Raw genomic sequence first — 19,469 nt, 5'->3', positions numbered from 1 at the left:
TGCACACACCGCAATTTGTGTTCAACATGCCATAACACTATAAAATACCAGGATAATAATTACATTACTTAAGTTCGACTATTGTAACTCCCGACTCTCCTTCCCCGTACTTCCCAAGCCTGAAAGATTTAACCCGGGGGTCAGATTTTAAATACTTCTGTATACCGCTACGCAGTATTCCGGTTCCCTTGCCGTGGATAACAGACACTTCTTTAAGCCCGGAAATGAACGCATCATCCAAATACTTGTCAACACTTTCAATAGCCTCTTCCAAGTTGTACCCTCTAAGATCAATCTCTGTTGATATGCTTTTGGTCTTTGATACGCCTATCTTGCCCATACCGGAGCTGTTTAGCACGCTTTTCTGTTCATCCACCAGTTTCAAATTTGATATGTGAACATTTATTTTCATTATTCCTGCCTGCACCACTGCTTCTCCATCTTTGTCAGGAGGAGTGATGACTGTTCCCTTCTGGTTTAGGTTGACAATCAAAACACTGTCTCCCGGCTTCAGGTTTTCCGGAGGCTTTACCAAAGTGTTCCTCGGCACAAGGGGTGCAGCCAGTATATCCTCGATGGAATCAATCTTTCTCTTAAGCTTGAGTCTCATTGCTTCCGCTTCCTTTTGCCTCTGCTCGTTATGTGCTTCCTGCTCGAGCCTTTTCATTTCTGAAATAATTTCTTCCGCTTCTCTTCTTGCTTCAAGAAGGATTTTCCTTGCTTCTGCCTTCGCCTCCTGTAGGAATTTCTCTCTGGTTTCGTCAAGCCTCTTTTTTTGCAGCTCCAGCTCTTTTTTCAGCTTCTCAGCCTCAAGCCTGTAGCTTTCAGCTCTCATCTTTTCATTTTCCGATTGACTTAAATTTTTCTCAATTGACATAAGCATGTCTTCGAACTTTATATCGTCTTTTGTCAAAAACTCTTTAGCCCTCTCAATAATATCATCAAATAACCCAAGTCTTTTGGATATGGCAAAGGCATTACTTTTTCCGGGAACTCCAATCAAAAGCTTGTAAGTAGGCTTCAATGTCTCTACATTAAACTCACAGCAGGCGTTTTCCACAAACTTTGTGGTAACGGCATACACCTTGAGCTGGCTGTAATGAGTGGTGGCAACCGTAGTACTGCCCTTATTTCTTAAATACTCAAGTATTGACATTGCAAGGGCCGCACCTTCAGTGGGATCTGTTCCTGCACCAAGCTCGTCAAACAGGACTAGGGAATCTTCGTCCACATCTTTTAGTATTCCAACTATATTCTTCATATGTGAGGAAAAAGTACTAAGACTCTGCTCTATACTCTGCTCATCCCCAATGTCGGCATAAACCTTTTTGAAAATACTCATTCCGGTTCCTTCATTTGCCGGAATGTGGAGACCTGCCTGCGTCATAAGGGTAAACAGGCCCACAGTTTTTAAAGTAACTGTTTTTCCTCCTGTATTCGGACCGGTCACTACAAGGGTATTAAAATCTTCTCCAATCCAGAAATCGGTGGGAACTACGGTTTTTCTGTCTAAAAGAGGATGTCTACCCTTTTTTATTAATATCTTATGTTCATCGTTAAGCACCGGACAAACACAGTTATAATCAAGGCTGAATTTTGACTTGGCAAATATAAAATCCAGCAGTCCGAGAATGGAAACATTGGATTTTAAAAAATCAGCAATTCCTCTAACTTCCTCGGTTAATTCGCTTAATATTTTCTCAATCTCAGCCTGCTCTTTAATCTTGAGCTCTCTTATGTTGTTGTTTGCTTCAACAACTGCCATTGGTTCAATAAAAATAGTCGCTCCGCTGGCAGACGAATCGTGTATAAGTCCGGGTATTTCAGACCTGTACTCCTGTTTGACCGGAATAACATATCTATCGCCCCTTAAGGTAACTATAGGCTCTTGAATATACTTCTGATACTTTGACGACCTTATGATGTCATTGAGCCTGTCTTTTATTGACTCCTGTGCATTGCGTATCTGTCTTCTTATATTTGCAAGGGTCGGACTCGCATTATCGGCTATTTCATCCTCGCTCAATATTGACATGTAAATTCTGTCCTCTATCCGTTTATTGGATTCAAGGCATCTTATAAGCTCACTTACCGTATTGTCTTCATCTGTCTTGATTCTGTCATCGCTTGCATAGCTTTTAAGATTTCTTACAGTTCTTAAAATATCAGCAGTCTTTAATAGCTCTCCGGGACTTAAAACCGCCCCAATCTCAACTCTCCTAAGGCTGTTTCGTATATCATGGATTCCTCCATGGGAGGGCTTCCTCTTCTTGCAATAAAGGTGACACCATCACTGGTTTCTTTTAGCGCCTTCTGTACTCTTACAAAATCTGTATCGGGCACCAGCGCCTCTGCCAGTTCCTTCCCCAAAGGAGATGCTGTAAGACTTACCAGTTTGTTAATTATTTTATCAAACTCCAATACTCTAAGCGTTTTCTCGTTCATTTATTCCTTACCTCATATTTTTATGCTTTATTTACATCAAATAATTATAACACAAATATGTCTGCCTTAAAAGAAAGTTATAACTTGGAACAATTCCCCAATAAATTCTTTTGAATTAAATTTTTTTTACAAAACACTATATATTAAAGAAAACTTTGCCTTGAATAATTAAATATTAAAACGAAAAACCTATAAATGGATAAGCCTTTATATATATTTTATAAAACCTTAAGGAGGTTTTAGCATATGACAAATGAAAAAAAGCTTGAAATAATTAAATCCTACATTGACGAGATAAAAGCATATGAGGAAAGCCAGGACTGGCCTATAAACAAAAAGCAACATATAAGAAGGGCTCGTGAGGCGTATATAAGTCTGTATAAGGATGCTGAAAGCGGAAAGCTGGACCCGGATCTTCTCCATGAAAATATCACCAGCTTCATGTATATGCTGCAATAAAAGCTCGGAACATCGAGTCCCTTCACTTTTCTCTTTCATTTCATTCCAAGAAGCCAAATAAAAAAGCAATACTAATCGAAAAGCACTATTGATTAGTATTGCGGACCGATAATTAATTATTCTTTACTTAAATAATCTATTCACAGGAAATTTTTATTTATACATCTTTTCAAGGCTTTCAAGTACGGCATTTCTTAAGGCTTCTGCGGCCTGCTGCTTATAGGAATCTGTCTTCAGTTTTGCAAGCTCCGAGCTGTTGGTCATATAGCCTATTTCTGCAATCACCGCAGGCATGTTTGATGTTCTCAATACTGCCAGATTTGGTCTTTGAATAACTCCCATATCCTTTGATTTCAATGTCTTATTCAAGTTCTTCTGTACTATTTGTGCGAACTCATAAGCAGTAAGATTTCCCTTTTTTTTGCTGCTGTCAGGATGATATAATGTCATGGACCCAGAAGTCTTGCTGTTTCCGGCATTGTTATGCACGCTTACCAACAAATCCGCACCTACATTGTTTGCAAGAGCAGATCTTGCATACAGACTTACCGTTGCATCATTTTCTCTGGTCATATATGTTTTTATACCTTCAGCTTTCAGCAAAGCATTTAGCCTCTTCGCAATATCCAGATTCAAATCTTTTTCTTTTACTCCTCCGTACACAGCCCCTGATTGGCTTCCCCCATGACCGGCATCTATTACGACTTTGTATGTTCTATTAGCTTAAGTCCACTTCTTGAAGGCACTTCTGCCGGTTTATTTCCGATATAAGCCACCTCATTTTTCGCATCCCATCCTACATTTTCTCCGAAGGTTTCGGCGACAAATCTAATTGGGACCATAACCGTGCCATTGACAAGCACAGGAGGCGCTTCCATATACTTTATAGAACGTTCCGTATATGCCACTTTATTCCCTATGCTCATTGTAATGGACTTACTGCCTTTTGACATCTCTATTACTCCATAAGAAGGATACCAATCGGTCGTTACTCCTAATACCTGAAAAGTAGTTCTTGCAGGCACTAGAATTCTTCCATCGATAACCACAGGATTTCGTTCGAGAGTCAAAACCTTTCCGTCCACAGCTATAAATGCATTTGAGGTAACAGCCCAATACCCCGAATAATACTCACCACTTGCAGCAAAGCTAGGAACTGCTACGAGTAATACTAGTGTTAATACAGCGAGCAAAAATGCTAACTTTCTCACGACTCCCCTCCTCTCTCTCCTTTGATTCAATTATATCAGGTTTACATAATAATTCTATAAATAAACTCAAACTTCCTCTATGTAATTTATTCTAAGGAAAAATAAGATACATAAGAAATAAGTTAACATAAAGTGTTTTTTCGAAAAAGTGGTTGTTGCTCAGTCTTTGAATTTTCTTCTAATGATTGGAAATACCCAAAAACCAAGGGACATGGAAAAAAGACATGCTCCAATTCCCGAAAGAATGGGAAGCAAAGAAAAATACAGCTGCGATAGTGAAACAACAGAATTGCTTAAAATAGTTGATGTCATTCTAATGATTCCTATCATAAAAAGAAAAGCTATTCCCGTAATTTGAAATATATAATGCTCTTTTAACAGATTTAAAATAGAAGCCGCCAACAGTACTACAATAAACACTGCAATTGAATATGAAATACTTAAATCCGCATTCAAGTCTCAACACCCGGTCTTTCAATTTTTTTCTTCCAAAATTTCATTTATTCAACCACAACATATATTGTAATACTCAATTAAAATAATTTCAAACTATTTCCCTAACCGTAAAATAAGTTTAGGCTTCGACAAAATCAGATTTCGCCAAAGCCCAGATAAAATTAATTAAAGCTTTTTATTTTAATATAAGTCATATTTCAAATAAAATTAATTCTTTCTCTTAAAATTATCAAAAGCAAATACTGCTTTTTAATTTGTCCCCATACAGGCACAAACACTCAGGCCATTATAATTAATCAAAGTATTAACCCTTAACTGCTCCGGCTGTCATACCGCTAATGAACTTCTTCTGCATACTGAAGAACATAATGAGTACAGGAACAGTTACTATACTACCAGCTGCCATCAATAAATCATATCTTGCAGTTGTGTATGCAATAAAGGCTCTGATACCGACAGGAATAGTAGTTACTTCGGCATCTTTCAAGAGAACCCATGCAAAAAGCAACTCGTCCCAAGCCATCAGGAAAATGTATATTGCTGTTGCAACAATTCCAGGAACGGCCAAAGGAAGCATTACTTTTATAAATGCCGAAAACTTATTGCATCCGTCTATTCTGGCTGCTTCTTCAAGCTCGCCGGGTATAGATGCAAAAAATCCTCTAATTATCCAAATACTAAAAGGAACAAAAAACGCAGAATACACTATAACAAGTCCGGGAATTGAGTTTGTCAACTGTATTCCAGTTGCTTCCTTAAGTTTAACAAAATCAAGATAAAGAGGAAGCAAAAACATCATTCCTGGAAGTAACTGCGTCGAGAGAATAAGAATACCAAAAAAATTCGAACCCGGAAATTTGTACCTAGCCAATGCATATCCAGCCAACGTTGCTATAACCAGTGCTACAACCATAACAAATCCACACACAATGAGACTGTTTCTAAAATAAGTTCCGAAAGGGAGTTTTTGAAACACTTCAACATAGTTTGAAAAACGAGTAGGTAAAATCCATTTACCTGTTGCGATGGCACTATGGTTCATTAATGATGTCAATACCATAAATACTATTGGCCCAAGAGATAATACCACCAATATAGCAAGAACTATATTAGAAAGGGCATTCTTCATTTTCTTTTTTCTTTTCATTGATTCAAAATAACCTATTTTCGCCATTACTTCACCACCAAATCATCTTTAAAGAATGCATACCATAAAGCAACCACGCCAAGCGCAAAGAACATAACAATCATCAAGCTGCCGCACCAGGACCAAATTGCCACAACTGGAATGAGTTTCTATGAATGTTTGTCATCAGAAGATCTCCCCAGTCACCCGGTATACCGGCACCATTACCAAACATCATAGCAACGATGTTGTAAGAATAAATATTTGAAATCAAAGAAAACATGATGTTGATGGCAAGAATAGGTTTAAGCAACGGCAAAGTAATATTCCAGAACTTCTGCCAACCGTTAGCGCCATCAATATCAGCCGCTTCATAATAGTCAGGAGATATACTCTGCAAACCAGCCAACATCAAAATCATCGAAAGAGGAAGACCTCTCCAGATGGTAGGCAATATTATTGCCCAGATCTGATTTTGTCCAAGCAACCAATATGGCTTTTCGGGCAATATATGCAGAATGTCATGCAAAATAATATTTATTAAACCTGAATCTTGTCTCCATAAAAAGCCCCATACTATACCAACAACATATGAAGGTACAACCCAAGGCATAAGAAGCGCAGTCCTTACAATACCTCTACCTTTAAATTCCCTGTTAACCAACATAGCCAATATAATTCCCAAGGCAAATGTTGCAAAGGTAACTACAATTGTATAAATAGCAGTATTTCTAAGTGCATTCAAGAAACCTGTCCTAATTAAGCTGTCCGGATCAAAAAGAACCTCATAGTAATTCTGAAAACCAATAAATGGTGCATTCAGAAACTTAGTCATAGTCATCATGTTGAGATTCAGAAAAGAAATATATATTCCCTGAATCATAGGAATAAAGTGAATACACATCATTGCCACAAAAGCAGGTATTAGCATAGCATATGCAAATAAATTCTGCTTTATCGAATACAACAGATAACTAGACCTTTTTTCTTTAACCCCTATAGTAGATTTTTTCAATTGAATATCCATATAATCAAGCTCCCACAATTATTATAGCATTTTGACAATATAGAATATAATAAAAGTATTGAGTCTGTGCAGAGCATTTCTGCCCTGCACTAAACTCAATTAACTTTATTAGATACTCTTTACAAGTAATTATTTATAAAAGCTATTTCATGCTTACTTGTATTACTGAGCGCTATCCTGCAATACTTTGTTAACCTGTGTTTCAACTTCTTTTACGATTTCTTTAGTCTTTTCGAAGCTGTATGCACCTTCGATTCCCATAGCGTTATCCCAGATTTTGCTGAGACCCTGCTGGAAGTAAGTTTCTGAAGGAGCCCAACCAGGAATTGATGCATAGTGTTTAGCAAATTGCAACTGATCCTTGAATACTTTTACCATAGCATCTGATTCAAAGTATGGATCTTCGTAAGCAGCTTTAACAGTTGGAAGCATGTTAGTAACTTTTGAGTATGCAACCTGAGCTTCTTTAGTGCTCAAGTACTTAACAAGTTCAAGAGCTGCTTCTTGATTCTTAGATGACTTGAATATAGCAATATTACTTCCACCCAAGAATGCGTATCTTCCTTTTGGTCCTTCTGGAATCATAGTAACTCCTACTTTGTCAACAAGATCTATACCTTGTTCAGCTTTGTTTCTCTTAAGAGTTGAGATAACCCAAGGACCCATGAATGATGTAGCATATCCACCACTGCAGAATGTGGATTCAATATCGGAAGTGTTCTTTTCGAGTGAAGGCTTATCCATTAAACCTTCAACAGCAAGTTCTGAATAGAATTTGATACCTTCAAGTGCTGCTTCACTTGCGAATGTAGCAGTTTTGCCATCTTCGCTGATCAAGTCTCCGCCAGCACCGTAAATCCACCATGCGAAGTTGTGGATAACGTTCCAGTCGTTCTTACCTGGCATACCCAATGCAGGCAATTTCTGACCGTCAATTTCGATATTGTTGAGCTTCTTAAGAGCTTCTTTATATTTGTCCCAAGTTGCAAAATCTGTTTCAGGATTTACACCAGCTTTTTCAGCTGCATCTGTTCTGTAGTAGAGAGCTCTTGTTTCAGCAAACCAAGGCATACCGTAAATTTGCTCTGTACCTCTGATACCAGCTGACTGCAAAGTTGAATCAACGAATACGCTTGTGTCGATTTTTCCGTTGAGGTCAACCAATGCACCCATTGCTCCGATAGCAGCTGTCCAAGTTGAACCTAACTGAGTAAGGTCAGGAGCTTCTCCACTTGTAGCAGCAGCTGTGATCTTAGTCCAAGCTGCACCCCAGTCAACAACTGTAGGTTGAACTGTGATATGTGGATTAGCATCAGTGAATGGCTTAATAGCATTCAAGAAGTCTTGGTCTGCAGTGTTACTGTTAGGCATAATCCAAAGTGTCAATGTTACTGGTTCCTTATTGCCACCAGCGTTTGAATCTGGTGAAGTTTGATTTTGATCTGGTCCTGGAGATGTCTGAGGCTCATCTCCACCACATGCTGCCAGACTTAAAGCCATAACAGCAACCAACATTAATGCAATTACCTTTTTGAGCATAGTTTTGTTCCCCCTTTAATGATAATTAAGATATTGCTTATACAATAAATTATATTATAAATTAATCTAAAAAACACAACATGAAATAATTAGTATTTTTAGTGAAAATGTTACGTTATAGCTCGAATTGCATCATTTTGCTTGTTCTACGTCCGTTTTTTGACTTATTGTATTAATTTTACTGGTCAGGCTAAAATATCCTGATGTTCAAGATATTCTATTTGGCTAATACCGATACTTTGCCTGATTTGGAGCAACGAAAAATTCATTGTTGTTATTTATTGGCATGTCGATTATGTAGCTATACTGTAAATTTTTTTAGATTAATTTCTTGTACAAACAATATCTGCTCGCTTTATATATATTATCATACTTTATGTCTTTATTCTATAATTTTAATGCATTTTCTTTTATTTTAATGCATATTTTTTGATTATTTATTTTTGTCAGCACATCAAAAACTTCTATATTGTTTATTTTTATGTTGTTTTTTGGCAAAACAAGCAAAGCACTTCCATAATATCATCTATATGGCAGCACTTTGCAGGATTCACAATGACTATTTTATTTACTTTTATTATTTGGATTACAGAATAATACAGATAAGCCTCCACTTCCCTCGTTAATTATTTTCTGTAATGTCTCCTGAAGTTTTAGCTGTGCATCCTCAGGCATTCTGTAAAGTTTGTTCTGAAGTCCTTCGCTTACCAATTCATGCAAGGACTTTCCAAAGATATTTGACTGCCATAGTTTTTCCGGCTCACTTTCAAACTCTTTAAGAAGGTAGCTAACCAATTCTTCGGATTGCTTTTCCGTTCCCACCAAAGGTGCTATTTCCGTTTCAATATCTGCCCTTATCATATGTATTGAAGGTGCACTTGCTCTAAGCTTAACCCCAAAACGGCTTCCCTGTTTTATTATTTCGGGTTCTTCAAGAGACATCTCTTCTATCTGGGGTGATACTATACCATATCCTTTAAGTTTAACCTCATTAAGGGCTTCTTGAACCTTGTCATACTCTTTCTTTACCTTTGCGAGATCCGTCAAAAGCGATATGAGCCTGTGTTCGCCATCGATTTCAAGTCCGGTGACTTCACTTAATATGCGATAAAGTAGTCCATCCTGCTCGTTAATTTCCACATAAGCAGCTCCCGAGCCAAGGTTTATACTGTCGATATAAGCCCTTTTTATAAACTCATATTGATCAAACCTGCTTACGCTCCCTTTAATCTCCCGAATTCTGGTAATTCCGCTGAAAACCTCTTTCACCGCATTTATCATGTCAACCTTAAGCCAGTGACTTTCATCGAGGGATTCTATCCATTTGGGTATATTAACTCCAATTTCGCTTATCGGGAACTCAAGCAACACTCTCTCCATTATGTTGTTTAAGTCTTCGATTCTAAGCTGTGCACAATTGGTGCCTATCACCGGAACATTGTACTTTGCTTCGAGTTCCTGTCTCAAAATTTCTGTTTCAGGATTCGACGGATTTACCGAATTCAAAAGTATTACAAAAGGCTTGTTGATCTCCTTTAATTCCTTAACAACTCGTTCTTCGGCTTCAACATAGTCCTCTCTCTCGATATCGGTTATACTGCCGTCGGTTGTAACTACGAACCAATGGTAGAATGATCGTTGATAACCTTCTTGGTGCCGATTTCAGCAGCCTGAACAAACGGAATCTGCTCATCAAACCAAGGTGTGGACACCATACGGGGCACATCGTTTTCCATATGGCCAATGGCACCTTTCACCATATACCCGACACAATCTACCAGCCTCACCTTAAACTGAACATTTTCATCAAGCTCAATTTTAATAGCCTCATTGGAAACAAATTTGGGTTCCGTGGTCATTATCGTACGCCCAGAAGCACTTTGTGGGAGTTCATCCTTTGCTCTTCCTCTTGAAAATTCATTTTCTATATTAGGTATAACCAATAAGTCCATGAACCTTTTAATAAATGTGGACTTTCCTGTTCTCACCGGACCTACAACACCTATATATATATCTCCCTGCGTTCTTTCTGCTATTTGCTGGTATATATTATATTTTTCCACCCGCAAGCCCTCCTTACTTTTATTTAAACCTACTGCTATCAACTTTTTCACTCGAAACTTAAGCTTAAGTATTGCGGTAATACCGTTTTTTGCGCCTTCATAAATGCTATATGAGCTTTTATTGATCATTTAGCATTAAGAAACGCATCTTAAGTTTTGAGTACTAGTATTCTTATCAATATAAATATATTGTCTGTATTCTTCTATTATTACAAAAAGGACAAAAAAGTGAGCAGTTGTCTTTTAATCTGCTCACTTTTTTTGTCAAATTCTTAGAGTTTTAAAAAATCCCTTAATCATAGCCATTTTGCATCTAATTCCTCAACCTCATTTTTCTTGTTTCTCATCATAAGGTCGGACACCGCCTGTCTCGCTTCTTGCCATTAAACAATACTTCATATGCTTCAAAAGTTATAGGCATCGGCACCTTTCTCTTCTGTGCAAGTTCATAGGCGGCTTTTGTGGTTGTAACACCTTCAACAACCATTTTTACTTCATCCATAGCTTCTTTAGGAGATTTTCCCTGTCCGATTAAGATTCCGGCACGGCGATTTCTGCTGTGCATGCTGGTACAGGTTACAATAAGGTCTCCTATGCCCGTAAGCCCGGCAAAGGTCTGCGGATTGGCTCCCATGGAAACCCCCAGCCTTGAAATCTCGGTTATCCCTCTGGTCATAAGTGCAGCTTTGGTATTGTCCCCAAAACCCAAACCGTCCGATATCCCGGCACATAATGCTATTACGTTTTTCAAGGCTCCCCCAAGCTCAACTCCCACGGCATCCGAATTGGTGTACACTCTGAATTCCGGACTCATAAATATATCCTGAACAAGCTCTGCCGCTTTGATATCACAAGATGCTGCAACAACTGTCGTAGGTATTCCTTTACCCACTTCTTCAGCATGGCTAGGACCCGACAAGATAACAGTCTTTGCATCCTTTATTTCTTCGCCTATTACTTCGGACATTCTAAGCCCTGTTCCTTCTTCCAATCCTTTAGAACAACTCACAATTATCATATCTTTTCTTATATATTTGGATATATCTTTTGCAGTCTGCCTGACCGTCTGAGAAGGTACCACTAAAACCAGCACCTCAGCATCATGCACAGCTTTCTCCAAATCCGAAGTGAATGTGACATTCTCCGGAATAACAACTCCCGGCAACTTATGTACATGTTCTCTTTTTTCACTCAGCATCTTAATCTCATCTTCAAAAACGGACCACATGTTAACGCTTATACCGTTGTTGGCCAAAGACACTGCCAGAGCAGTACCCCAACTTCCCGCACCAATTACAGATATTTTTTTAATCATATTAAGTCTCCCCTTACTCATTCTTTTTTTGCACCAAGCTTATTTTCAGTACCTTTGCATAGTCTTGCAATATTGGATCGATGCCTGATTATAACAAGAAGAGATACAAAAACCGCAAATGAAGTATATATTATTTCTTTTTCCATAAAGGCAGCCAGAAAAGGAAAACATAATGCAGCAGTTATTGAGCCCAGGGACACATATCTAGTCAATGCAACTACTGCCAAAAATATACCCAAGAGAATTAGTCCCTGATATGGCCCTGCGAAAAGTATCACGGCAAAAGTAGTCAATACACCTTTTCCGCCTTTAAAACCGAAATAAAGCGGCCAGTTGTGGCCCAATATTGCTCCCAAGCCGCCGGAAAACACCCCAACTCTGTCAAGTTCTACGGCAAATTTAAGTTCCGGCATATTAAAACTATTAAAACTAATTTTGAAAATATAATACCCGATAATACATGCCAAAATACCCTTTAGCATATCCCCTACAATTACAAGCAAAGCCGGAAGCTTTCCAAGAGTCCTCAGAGTATTAGTCATGCCGGCATTTCCGCTCCCGTGCTTTCTCACATCCACACCGTAAAATTTTCCGACAATAAGTGATGTATTTGCGCTCCCTAAAAGATATCCCGCCAATGCAGCCAAAACAATCTTCAATACCAGCCAAGCCAACGCAATCACTCCCTTTCCTTTTCCCTCAATATGAATTTTATCGGAGTACCCTCAAATCCAAAACTCTTTCTAAGCTGGTTCTCGAGGTACCTCTCATAGGAGTAATGCATAAGCTCCATATTATTTATAAAAAGAATAAATGAAGGCGGCTTGACAGAAGCTTGAGTCATATAATAAATTTTGAGTCTTTTTCCCTTGTCAGACGGAGGCTGAACCATAGCAGTTGCCTCATTCAGGAGGTCATTTAACACTCCAGTGGTAATTCTCATAGCTGCTTGATCTGCCACATACTTTATGAGTCCATAAATTTTATCTACCTTTGTCCGGTCATAGCCGATATAAAGATTACCGGAGCATAAAGCATAAACCCCAATTTCTCATAGACCTTTTTTCTATACTCTTCAAGAGTACCGGTTTGCTTCTCCACCAAATCCCACTTGTTCACCACTATAACAGAAGCCTTCCCCTGTTCGTGAGCGTACCCGGCTATTTTGGTATCCTGCTCGGTAACACCTTCTTTTGCATCTATCAATATTAGGCAAACATCCGCTCTTTCAATTGCTGTCCATGACCTTATAATGCTATACTTCTCAATTTTTTCATTAATCTTGCTTTTCCTTCTAATACCGGCAGTATCAATAAAAACAAATTTACCGTGCTCGTTTTCAATATATGTGTCAATGGCATCCCTTGTTGTACCCGGGATATCGCTTACAATAACTCTATCTTCCCCGGCAATTCTGTTTATAAGAGAGGATTTACCGGCATTGGGCTTTCCCACCACCGCAATCTTTATTACATCTTCATCGTAATCCTCGGGATCCTCCTCAGGGAAATATTTGAATATCTCATCGAGCAAATCCCCCATCCCGAGTCCATGAATAGACGAAACGGTCATTAATTCGCCAAAACCCAGGTTGTAGAACTCATAGACATCTGCCGGAGGTTCTCCAATCTGATCCACTTTATTGACAACCAATATAACAGGCTTTTGAGTTTTCCTGAGCATAGTTGCCACTTCTTTATCCGAAGCGGTAACCCCGTCTTTTACATCCACCATAAATACAATGACGTCTGCTGTCTCAATAGCTATCTCAGCCTGTCTTTTCATCTGCTGCATTATCATATCCTCAGAATATGGCTCTATGCCGCCCGTATCTATCAGTGTAAATTTCCTGTTTCTCCATTCCACTTCAGCATATATTCTGTCACGGGTAACTCCCGGTGTATCTTCCACAATAGAAATTCTTTTTCCCACAAGATAATTAAAAAAAGTCGATTTGCCCACATTAGCCTTCCCACTACCGCAACAACAGGCTTTGACAACTTATCTCCCTCCATATGTTTCAAAATAGTTAAAAATCAAACCATATTATTATAAAACTATTCCTAGAATTTTTTCAATGAAGTCTTTTCCATTATTGCTAACTATCCCTATTTTTGTTTCTAATTTATCTTCAAGCATTCCAACAGTATAATCATCAAGAAATACCTTCTCACCGGTCCTTAACATGGATTCCGAAATCAAAAGTTCTTCCCCTATATTTTTCCCCAAAAGCTGTTCTGCTATATCTTGTCCTGTTAAAAGCCCGGTCACAGTAACATTTTCTCCAAAAAAACGATTCTTTATTTTATAAACATGAATACTCAAATTTTCATATTTCCTTTCAAGAATATCTATCATTTCCTTTATATATTTATAAGAAGAAACTCCGGTCGCTATAGCAACTTCTCTCTTTTTTTCGGATTTGAAATCCACTTTTTCCAGGTAATCATCAAATTCCTTCTTAAACATTGCAATAAGGCCTACACCGTTTTCTATCTGGGGAAAGTCCTCGTAAGCGCAATAATCCGGCATATCAAGTTCTCCCATAATATAAAACTCATCCGCAAGAAAAACTATCCTTGACCCGCACCTTGAAAGAAGCTCCCTCTGCCAAGCTTCGACCTGCTCGACAACTTTCCGGGACGACTCTTTGTCAAAGGGCTTTAGCTTGTATAAACCATCACGGTGTTTTGTAATGCCTACAGGAACAACTGAAACACTGTTCAAACCCGGGTATAATGCACTAAGATCCCCTAGGGTTCTGTCCAGTTCTTTTCCGTCGTTTACTTCCCTTACCAAAACTATCTGTGCATTAACCGTTATCCCGCCGTCTATCAGCCTCTTAATTTTATCCATCACATCTCCGGCCGTCTTGTTCTTTAACATATATACCCTTAATTCCGGATTTGATGTGTGAACCGAGACATTAATGGGAGACATTTTATATTTTATTATCCTATCTATATCATTGTAACTCATATTTGTGAGTGTTACATAATTTCCCATAAAAAATGAAAGCCTGGAGTCATCATCCTTAAAATAAAGAGTCTCTCTCATTCCTTTGGGCAATTGGTCTATAAAGCAAAAAATGCACTTATTCCTGCAGCTTTTGGCATCATCAATCATCAGACTCTCGAATTCTATGCCCAAATCCTCATACTCATCTTTTTCAATCTCTATTTCCCAGATTTCTCCGTCCTTCTTCTGTACTTCAAGAACCAGATTTTCATCGGTAATTAAAAACCTATAGTCAAATATGTCGCCTATTCTTTCGCCATTAACGGATAGTAAAAAGTCTCCTTCCTGAAGGTCCGATTCTTCCGCAATACTTCCGGGCAATACCCTTTTAATTGGTATAGGTCTGTACTCCAACCCAAAACCTCCCCATTCTTTACTTCAACGTATGCTCAAAAATAATAAAATATACTATAAGCAAAAAGCAGCAGTTGTATCTGCTGCTTTTACTCTATTCTACGCTGAGAACCTCAATTGATTTGCGCTCACCCTTATGCCTTACTGTATAATGTCCACACTCTTTGCATACTCTATGGAGCATCTTCAAGGAGTGACAATGTGGACATTCAACCAAGTTAGGTGCTGATAACTTCCATTGAGACCTTCTCTTACCTGTTCTAGCTTTAGACCATTTACGCTTTGGATTTGCCATGAATTACACCTCCTCGTCACCATACAACAAACCTTGTGTATAAATAAAATCTTGTACACATCGAAGGTACTCGATTTTGTTTCTGTTTAAACTTTTATACAGCTTGATTAATTCTCGCTAAAAAACTTCTTAAAAACTTCCATCCTAGGATCTATATCTTCATTTATGCATTTGCATTCATTGTTGTTAAGATCCACTCCACACTTCGGGCAATATCCCTTACAGGTCTCATCGCAAACCTGCTTTACTGGAAGATTCAATATTATATTGTCTATAATTACTTTATCCAGCTCAAGGAACTTACCCTGGTATGTATAAAAATCCTCCTCGGCTTTATCGCTGCCTTCTTCAATAAAATCCTCTTTTACAGCAATATGCATCTTTGACTCGATATCCCCCAGGCATCTTGAGCACTTCGCCCTGTATTCCGCCCAAAGTTCACCGTCAAGCTTAACAATCCCGCCGGCATTTACTAAAGTACCTTTAAAACTTACCGGCTGGTCAAAGTCAAAATCCTCAGCAATAAAATCATTGACCCTAATTGGCTCACTAAAATCCAGTTTCAGCGATGCTCCATTATGCTTCAAAATATTTGATATATCAATTCTCATAAAAGTCACCTCTTAAAACCGACAAGGACTATTATACTAACTAATAACTCACATGTCAAGAATTATGTGATAGATTAGCACCAAGAACAAAAATAATTTTGATTATCTTAATTCAAAATTTCTTCTTATATTATTGACATATTCCTCGTATTAATACAAGGCAAGCCTGTTTCCGAAAAAACAGGCTTGCAAACTTTAAAACTCTTATTTTATAAGCTTTAAAGTTTCTCTTGCAATCTCCAGTTCCTCATTTGTCGGAATAACCAGAGTTTTAACTTTGGCATCGGGAGCACTAATATCGGTTTCTATGCCTTTTACCTCATTTTTATCCCAGTCTACTTTAATTCCGAAGAAGTCCATGTCTTTCAAAACTTCTTTTCTTATATAAGCGTTGTTTTCACCGATACCTGCTGTAAATACTACCGCATCAACGCCGTTTAACACCGCAATGTATTTTCCTATATACTTCTTAACACCATAACAGAAAATATCCAATGAAAGCTTTGCCCTGTCATCTCCCTTTTCAGCTGCGTCCTGGACATCCCTGAAATCACTGCTTACACCGGAAACTCCAAGCACACCCGATTTTTTATTGAGGAAGTTGTTTATATCATTAATATCCATTTTTTCTTTTTCCATCAGGTAAGTTATAACTGCCGGGTCAACATTTCCGCTTCTTGTACCCATACACAAACCTTGAAGAGGAGTAAATCCCATTGAAGTATCAACAGATTTTCCGCCTTTCACCGCACAAATACTTGCTCCGTTTCCAAGGTGGCAAGTTATGAGCTTTAAGCTCTCAATGGGTTTACCCAGCATCTGTGCCGCCCTATGGGCAACATATTTGTGGGAAGTTCCGTGGAAACCGTATTTTCTCAATTTATACTTATCATATATCTCATAAGGAAGAGCATAAATATATGCATGTCTTGGCATTGTCTGATGAAAAGCCGTATCAAACACAGCAACCATCGGCACATCAGGCAGTATCTGCTTGCAGGCCTCAATTCCGACTATATTTGACGGATTGTGGAGCGGAGCCAGCTCAACGCAATCGTTAATTGCCTTCATTACATTTTCATCTATTATAGCAGATTCCTTGAAGTTCTCGCCGCCGTGAACAATACGATGACCGACGGCAGAAATCTCAGACATGCTCTTTATAACTCCGATCTTTTCATCCGTAAGAGCTGAAATTACCTCTTGTATGGCAAGCCTGTGGTTGTACAGGTCTTTTTCTATAACTACAGTTTCTCCACCAGTCTTTGAATGCTTTAAAAATGAATGTTCAAGACCGATTCTGTCACATACACCTTTTGCAAGTACAGACTCGTTTGTCATATCAATCAGCTGATACTTTAGTGATGAACTTCCGGTATTAATAACCAAAATATTCATTTAAAAACTCACTCCTGTTCTGTTTTTTGTAAATTTATATTTCTATTAAACGCTGCACAACAGCTTACTTAAAGTTTGTGCAGGATTTATGGCTTGACGTATTGAGCCTGAACCGCAGTAATTGCTGCAACTCCAACTATATCCTCGGCACTGCAACCTCTTGACAGATCGTTCACCGGTCTTGCCAACCCCTGTGTTATCGGTCCGTATGCTTCAGCCTTTGCCAATCTCTGTGTAAGCTTGTATGCAATATTGCCCGAATCAAGATCCGGGAAAATGAGAACATTAGCCTTACCTGCCACATTGCTTCCTTTCGCTTTAGACTTTGCACTTCGGGAACAATAGCGGCATCCACCTGAAGTTCTCCATCAATTGCAAGCTGCGGAGCCTTCTCCTTGGCAAGCTGTGTTGCCTTGATCACCTTTTCGGTCAACTCACTCTTCGCACTGCCGTAAGAAGAATAAGAAAGCATTGCCACTTGAGGTTCTGCACCAACCAATATCTCAAAAGATTTGGATGCAGATATTGCAATTTCGGAAAGCTCTTCTGCATTCGGATTTTCCACCAAGCCGCAATCGGAATATACAAAAGTTCCGTTATGTCCATATTCGCAGTCGGGTACAACCATAACAAAAAAGGATGATACAAGTTTTGTCCCCGGAGCTGTCTTTAATATCTGTAAAGCAGGTCTTAAAGTATTTGCAGTAGAATTGACAGCACCTGCCACCATACCATCCGCTTCGCCCTTTTTAACCATCATTACTCCATAATAAAGGGGATCCTTTATTGCTTCCCTTGCAGCCTCAATAGTCATCCCCTTTGATTTCCTAAGCTCATATAATGTATTTGCATAATCCTCCAACTTTTCGGAGTTATATGAGTCCTCTATTATAACTCCTTGAAGGTCAATATCTCCAGCCAAATTCTTGATTTCATTTTCATTTCCTATAAGTACAACTTTTGCAATTCCTTTTTTAACTATCATGGATGCTGCTTTAATTACCCTCAAATCCGTACTTTCCGGCAAAACTATGGTTTTGATGTTTGATTTTGCCCTTTCAATTATCTGTTCCAAAAAACTCATAAATTCTTCTCCTTTCATAATACCAAAGCTATTTCATGAAATTTATATTTATTTCATTCAATTAACGATTATATTATCACCAGGTAATAATACCTGCTCACTATAAACAGCTATTTTACTGGGTTCCGAGCCACTCTAATTATATACAAAATGTTTTTTGTATACAAGACCCACCTATCTTTTTTTTCGCCTCTAATCATAAATAGTGGCACATTACTCTTAAATGCAGGCTATTTCATCGTTTTTAGAGCCTCTCCAATTATTTGGACTTTATTGAAATCAAATCATTGAGTTCCTTTAAATGGTCATCCAATTCTTGCTCTTTTAGATTACTCAGATACGACAATTTATAGCTTTTAGCCTTTGTTGCCATTTCCAGCGCCTTCTCCATCCTTCCCAAATCTTTTAACACACAGCTGTAATTATAGTATGCTTCAGGAAAGGAGGGATTAAGACCAATAAGCTTTTGATATATTTCTTCAGCTTTTTTAATATTGCCGATTTTATAATAGGTATATCCCAAATTGTCAAGTATAACAGCATCCGAGCTATTATATTCATATGCCTCTTTATTGAAATTTAAAGCCTTGTTCACGTCTCCGTCCAAAATTAAAAGATAACCGAGACTTCCGTATATTGTTGTGTTTTTATAATTTGAAAATACATCCTCCAGCATTTTTACAGCATCTTTCAATTTTCCTTTTTTCCAAAGTACCAATGCATAATTGGACTTTGCCTGCAACATACTGTTATTGTCAATACCGGAATTCAAAAGCTCTTCAAAAACCTTCTCGGCCTCTTCCAACTTTCCTTTCTTAAGAAGCAAATATCCATATAAGATTTTTACTGCCGGTTTGCTTTTGGCAATTCTGCATGCCTTTTCAAGCCAGCTAATAGCTTTATCCATATCTCCCTTTCGATAAGCCCGGCTTGCAAAAACTTGATAAAAAATACTTCTCTCAATATATAAAGTAAAAATGAGAAATGCAAACAAAAGTATATATCCCGCTGTTTTGTGAAGTAAAAAAGCAAAAAAGATTAACACTGTACAAACTATATATCTTGTTA

The 19,469-nt window shown here is 38.2% G+C and carries 12 protein-coding genes and 6 pseudogenes; 2 read left to right on the top strand and 16 right to left on the bottom strand.

Features of this window, described 5'->3' with window-relative positions:
- Positions 1-64 precede the first annotated feature (64 nt).
- Positions 65-2,445 (bottom strand): annotated as a pseudogene (locus tag JCM21531_RS03060) (endonuclease MutS2).
- Between the two features lie 246 nt (positions 2,446-2,691).
- Between JCM21531_RS03060 and JCM21531_RS03055 the strand changes: the two are divergent.
- On the top strand, positions 2,692-2,904 hold the full coding sequence (locus JCM21531_RS03055; protein ID WP_038287266.1) for a hypothetical protein: 213 nt from the start codon (positions 2,692-2,694) through the stop codon (positions 2,902-2,904).
- A gap of 153 nt (positions 2,905-3,057) precedes the next feature.
- Here the strand turns inward: JCM21531_RS03055 and JCM21531_RS20290 are convergent, their stop codons facing one another.
- Together JCM21531_RS20290 and JCM21531_RS20285 are read right to left on the bottom strand one after the other, a co-directional pair.
- The gene (locus JCM21531_RS20290) at positions 3,058-3,567 is read right to left on the bottom strand and encodes an N-acetylmuramoyl-L-alanine amidase family protein (RefSeq protein WP_243467135.1); all 510 of its coding nucleotides are present in this window, start codon (positions 3,565-3,567) and stop codon (positions 3,058-3,060) included.
- Between the two features lie 35 nt (positions 3,568-3,602).
- On the bottom strand, positions 3,603-4,115 hold the full coding sequence (locus JCM21531_RS20285; RefSeq protein ID WP_243467134.1) for a copper amine oxidase N-terminal domain-containing protein: 513 nt from the start codon (positions 4,113-4,115) through the stop codon (positions 3,603-3,605).
- A 181-nt stretch (positions 4,116-4,296) separates the two neighbouring features.
- On the opposite strand from JCM21531_RS20285, the gene JCM21531_RS18850 reads away from it, so the two are divergent.
- The gene (locus JCM21531_RS18850; protein ID WP_157833639.1) at positions 4,297-4,473 is read left to right on the top strand and encodes a hypothetical protein; all 177 of its coding nucleotides are present in this window, start codon (positions 4,297-4,299) and stop codon (positions 4,471-4,473) included.
- A 402-nt stretch (positions 4,474-4,875) separates the two neighbouring features.
- On the opposite strand, the gene JCM21531_RS03045 is transcribed toward JCM21531_RS18850, so the two are convergent.
- The 13 genes and pseudogenes from JCM21531_RS03045 to JCM21531_RS02985 form a co-directional block, all read right to left on the bottom strand.
- Positions 4,876-5,745: a carbohydrate ABC transporter permease gene (locus JCM21531_RS03045; RefSeq protein WP_038287264.1), complete on the bottom strand. Its 870-nt coding sequence runs from the start codon at positions 5,743-5,745 to the stop codon at positions 4,876-4,878.
- Positions 5,745-6,724, bottom strand: a pseudogene (locus JCM21531_RS03040) (carbohydrate ABC transporter permease). The gene JCM21531_RS03045 and the pseudogene JCM21531_RS03040 overlap by 1 nt, the downstream one beginning before the upstream one ends.
- Before the next feature lie 162 nt (positions 6,725-6,886).
- Positions 6,887-8,263 (bottom strand): sugar ABC transporter substrate-binding protein, encoded by a 1,377-nt coding sequence (locus JCM21531_RS03035; protein ID WP_038287262.1) that lies wholly within the window; start codon positions 8,261-8,263, stop codon positions 6,887-6,889.
- Positions 8,264-8,849: 586 nt separating this feature from the next.
- Positions 8,850-10,326, bottom strand: a pseudogene (gene spoIVA / locus JCM21531_RS03030) (stage IV sporulation protein A).
- Between the two features lie 296 nt (positions 10,327-10,622).
- Positions 10,623-11,641 (bottom strand): annotated as a pseudogene (locus JCM21531_RS03025) (NAD(P)H-dependent glycerol-3-phosphate dehydrogenase).
- Positions 11,642-11,658: 17 nt separating this feature from the next.
- Entirely contained in the window at positions 11,659-12,315 is a 657-nt protein-coding gene (gene plsY, locus JCM21531_RS03020) for a glycerol-3-phosphate 1-O-acyltransferase PlsY (protein ID WP_038287260.1), read from the bottom strand.
- Between the two features lie 5 nt (positions 12,316-12,320).
- Positions 12,321-13,641 (bottom strand): annotated as a pseudogene (der, locus tag JCM21531_RS03015) (ribosome biogenesis GTPase Der).
- Positions 13,642-13,690: 49 nt separating this feature from the next.
- A complete protein-coding gene (locus JCM21531_RS03010; RefSeq protein ID WP_038287258.1) occupies positions 13,691-15,013 on the bottom strand; it encodes a radical SAM protein in 1,323 nt (440 codons plus the stop codon).
- Positions 15,014-15,107: 94 nt separating this feature from the next.
- Entirely contained in the window at positions 15,108-15,308 is a 201-nt protein-coding gene (gene rpmF, locus JCM21531_RS03005) for a 50S ribosomal protein L32 (protein ID WP_038287256.1), read from the bottom strand.
- 107 nt (positions 15,309-15,415) lie between these two features.
- Positions 15,416-15,919 (bottom strand): YceD family protein, encoded by a 504-nt coding sequence (locus tag JCM21531_RS03000; protein WP_038287253.1) that lies wholly within the window; start codon positions 15,917-15,919, stop codon positions 15,416-15,418.
- Positions 15,920-16,123: 204 nt separating this feature from the next.
- Positions 16,124-17,317, bottom strand: coding sequence for an acetate/propionate family kinase (locus JCM21531_RS02995; protein WP_038287251.1), 1,194 nt, complete (start codon positions 17,315-17,317; stop codon positions 16,124-16,126).
- Positions 17,318-17,403: 86 nt separating this feature from the next.
- Positions 17,404-18,401: pseudogene (gene pta, locus JCM21531_RS02990) on the bottom strand (phosphate acetyltransferase).
- A gap of 259 nt (positions 18,402-18,660) precedes the next feature.
- The gene (locus tag JCM21531_RS02985) at positions 18,661-19,308 is read right to left on the bottom strand and encodes a tetratricopeptide repeat protein (RefSeq protein ID WP_243467131.1); all 648 of its coding nucleotides are present in this window, start codon (positions 19,306-19,308) and stop codon (positions 18,661-18,663) included.
- Positions 19,309-19,469: the final 161 nt, after the last annotated feature.

Origin of the sequence: Acetivibrio straminisolvens JCM 21531 (assembly GCF_000521465.1) — a bacterium.
GTDB lineage: Bacteria > Bacillota > Clostridia > Acetivibrionales > Acetivibrionaceae > Hungateiclostridium > Hungateiclostridium straminisolvens.
The sequence above is the reverse complement of the archived record's forward strand: the minus strand, read 5'-3'. Positions and strand labels throughout refer to the sequence as shown.